The following is a 2,505-nucleotide window of genomic DNA, read 5'->3' as shown; positions in this document are numbered from 1 at the left end:
CTTGAAACGACATGCTCGCATCACCCGCCAAACGCGTTTTTTTGGAGTGCGACAAAGTCACAGGCTTGACAGGTTTGGCTGGCTTTTCAGCCTGCAATCGGGTGTCCATAGCGAGACTCCTCATGATTGAAGAACACTTTAAAAACGAAAAAAACGAAAAAGAAACCAATTATGCTGCATCCAAGTCATTTAGCAAAATGGGGGCTTATTGCCCAACCTCCTGCTGCCCCCCCTGCACCACCATCACCAGGGCGTCAAATTCATAGTAGCTGTGGCTGCAGCGACACCGTCCCACACGTTTGGTGCCGGGCCGAACCCAAGCTCACAATGCCAATGGCTGCGGGCAGATCATTTTCAACGCCGTGGTCGTGACCCGCTTTTTCGATGAGAGCGCGTTTGAGAGGTGTCATATGTCCGGAAAAAACCCCGTTTATTTTGATCCGCAAGAACCTGATCAACGTGGAATTTAGAAAAAAAACAATAGAAATCAATGACTTATAAAATTCAAATCATCCGAAGATCATCCGAAGATCATCCGAAGCGGGCGACATATGAGTCACTGCGATTCGACATAAGCCGACAAATTGCCATGCCTGCGCATCACGATCTGCTTTGCATCAGACATTCTTTTCAGCAAATGCTTGGCTTGCCCTTCCGTGAGCCGACACAGCGCCATCACCTCCGCCCGCTTGATCTGCCCATGCTGACGGATGTAGCTCAGCAGCATCTGCTCGTGTTGAATCGGGCCAAAACCCACCTGCCGTGTGTAGGCAGCCTTGTCGCTCACCACCGAATACACCGCCGCCGACAAGGTGTAACTGCGGCCACGGGTGTTGCCGTGGGCCTCCACCAAACCGGCCTCGGTCAGTGCCTCCAGCGTGCGCTTGGCGCTGGCCGCGTCGCGCTGAATGTGTTTGGCCAGCGCGTCGGCCGACAAGCGCTTGAACTCGCGCAATGCCGCCAGAACAATCAAGGAATCGATGGGCAACTCGGCATTGCGGTTCCGTTCGGCATCAACCACCATGCGACGGAATGCCACATCGGCGGGCACCGTCGGCAAGCTCAGCACCACGTTGTGGGAATCGGTTCGGCCGTAATCTGGCGCTGGGCGACCAAACTTCAGCATGCCTCGGTAAATGGTGTCCACCCCTCGACCCGAACGCTCCACCACACCGATGCGCTTCATCGCATCGGCCAGTGCGCGATTGCGTGGGCGCGGCTCCGTCACCAGCAGGTTGGCCAGCGTCACGCCATCCACCAGGCCGCCGGGGTTGCTGATCACCAATGCCTCGTCCTCCAACCGCACATGCACTGCTCCCATGCGGTGGTAGTCGCGGTGAATCAAGGCATTGGCAACAGCCTCCCGAAACGCGGCCATGTCCACCAGCGGCACCGGCACACGGAACAAACCCACCTGCAACTCTTGCTCGGGGTTGTAGGGGCGGAAATTGGTCTCCAGCCAATCCAGCGCCTTGAGCAAAGGAAAGCGCCGAAACTCATTAAACCGCACCGCCTGCTGAGCCAGCACCTGAAACGCCAGCTCGTGCGTGGCCACACGCTGCTGCAACACCGACTCGCGGCCAATCAACAACAAACCTGTCAACGTGGGCACCCTTGTGCCATCGCTTTGGCGCAGTGTGAAGCCCAGTGCGCCATCCATGGCCTCGTCGTCCAGCTCCAGCAACACACGGTCGCCACCGTATTGCTGCACCGCTTGGCGCAGGCGCTCGCGCTCCAATGGGTCAAAGTCAGCCAGGGTACAGCCCGCCACCGACTGAGCCGACACATCCACCAGGCCAAAACTGCTGGCCCGGCTGATGCGCTCGTGCGGCAGCATGGGCACGCATTCGGGCGTGCCGTCGTGCTTGATGCGGCGGCGCACATACACGCCTGCCTGCGTGGCCACCTCGCCCTGCGCTTTGGGTACGGTGATTTTTGCAACAGGCACACCGTTCACTTGCAGCGCCTCTACCGCCACTTGCAAAGCGGGCGAAGTGCGCGCAGCCACCATGCCCGCCAAACCCGTCAGCGCCATGTGGTCGGCATGCAGGCCCGTGGCTTGTCCATCGTCCTCCACCCCCAGCCACAGCTCGCCGCCCTCGGTGTTGGCCAGGCACACCAAAGCCTCGACCAACTCGGAATCCGACAGACGCTTGCGGTCGCTTTTGAATTCAACGGTGAGGGATTCGAATGTGGGGATCATTTTTTGACTCTTTTATTGTGGAGCTGATACGTTGAGCCACTCATAGGGGTTGGCTCCATGAATGAAGTTTGGCGGATTCAAATCCATCTTGTCGCATTCTTTGCCAAAAATCATCGCTGCCACCCACCCCCATGTCAACGCGAGATGAACATCCGCCTAGCCTTCATTGCCCAACCTCCCGCTGCCACCCCTGCACCACCATGACCATCGCCAGGGTGTCCAGCTCGCAGTAACGCAACAGGGCTTGCTTGATTTGTGACCTCTGCGCGTCTTGCAGGTATTCAAACTGCAGCCGCGAATAG

At 58.0% G+C, this 2,505-nt stretch carries 1 protein-coding gene; it reads right to left on the bottom strand.

Translation table 11 applies throughout. The features are described 5' to 3' along the window. Positions 1-556: 556 nt before the first annotated feature. Entirely contained in the window at positions 557-2,203 is a 1,647-nt protein-coding gene (locus tag ACIQ47_RS16270; protein WP_396439073.1) for an ATP-binding protein, read from the bottom strand. Positions 2,204-2,505: the final 302 nt, after the last annotated feature.

Origin of the sequence: Limnohabitans sp. (assembly GCF_044373035.1) — a bacterium.
Classification (GTDB): domain Bacteria; phylum Pseudomonadota; class Gammaproteobacteria; order Burkholderiales; family Burkholderiaceae_C; genus Limnohabitans_A.
The sequence above is the reverse complement of the archived record's forward strand: the minus strand, read 5'-3'. Positions and strand labels throughout refer to the sequence as shown.

Bases quoted from the DNA above. Each gene is read 5' to 3' on its own strand.
- ACIQ47_RS16270 (WP_396439073.1), bottom strand. From the start codon at position 2,203: ATGATCCCCACATTCGAATCCCTCACCGTTGAATTCAAAAGCGACCGC.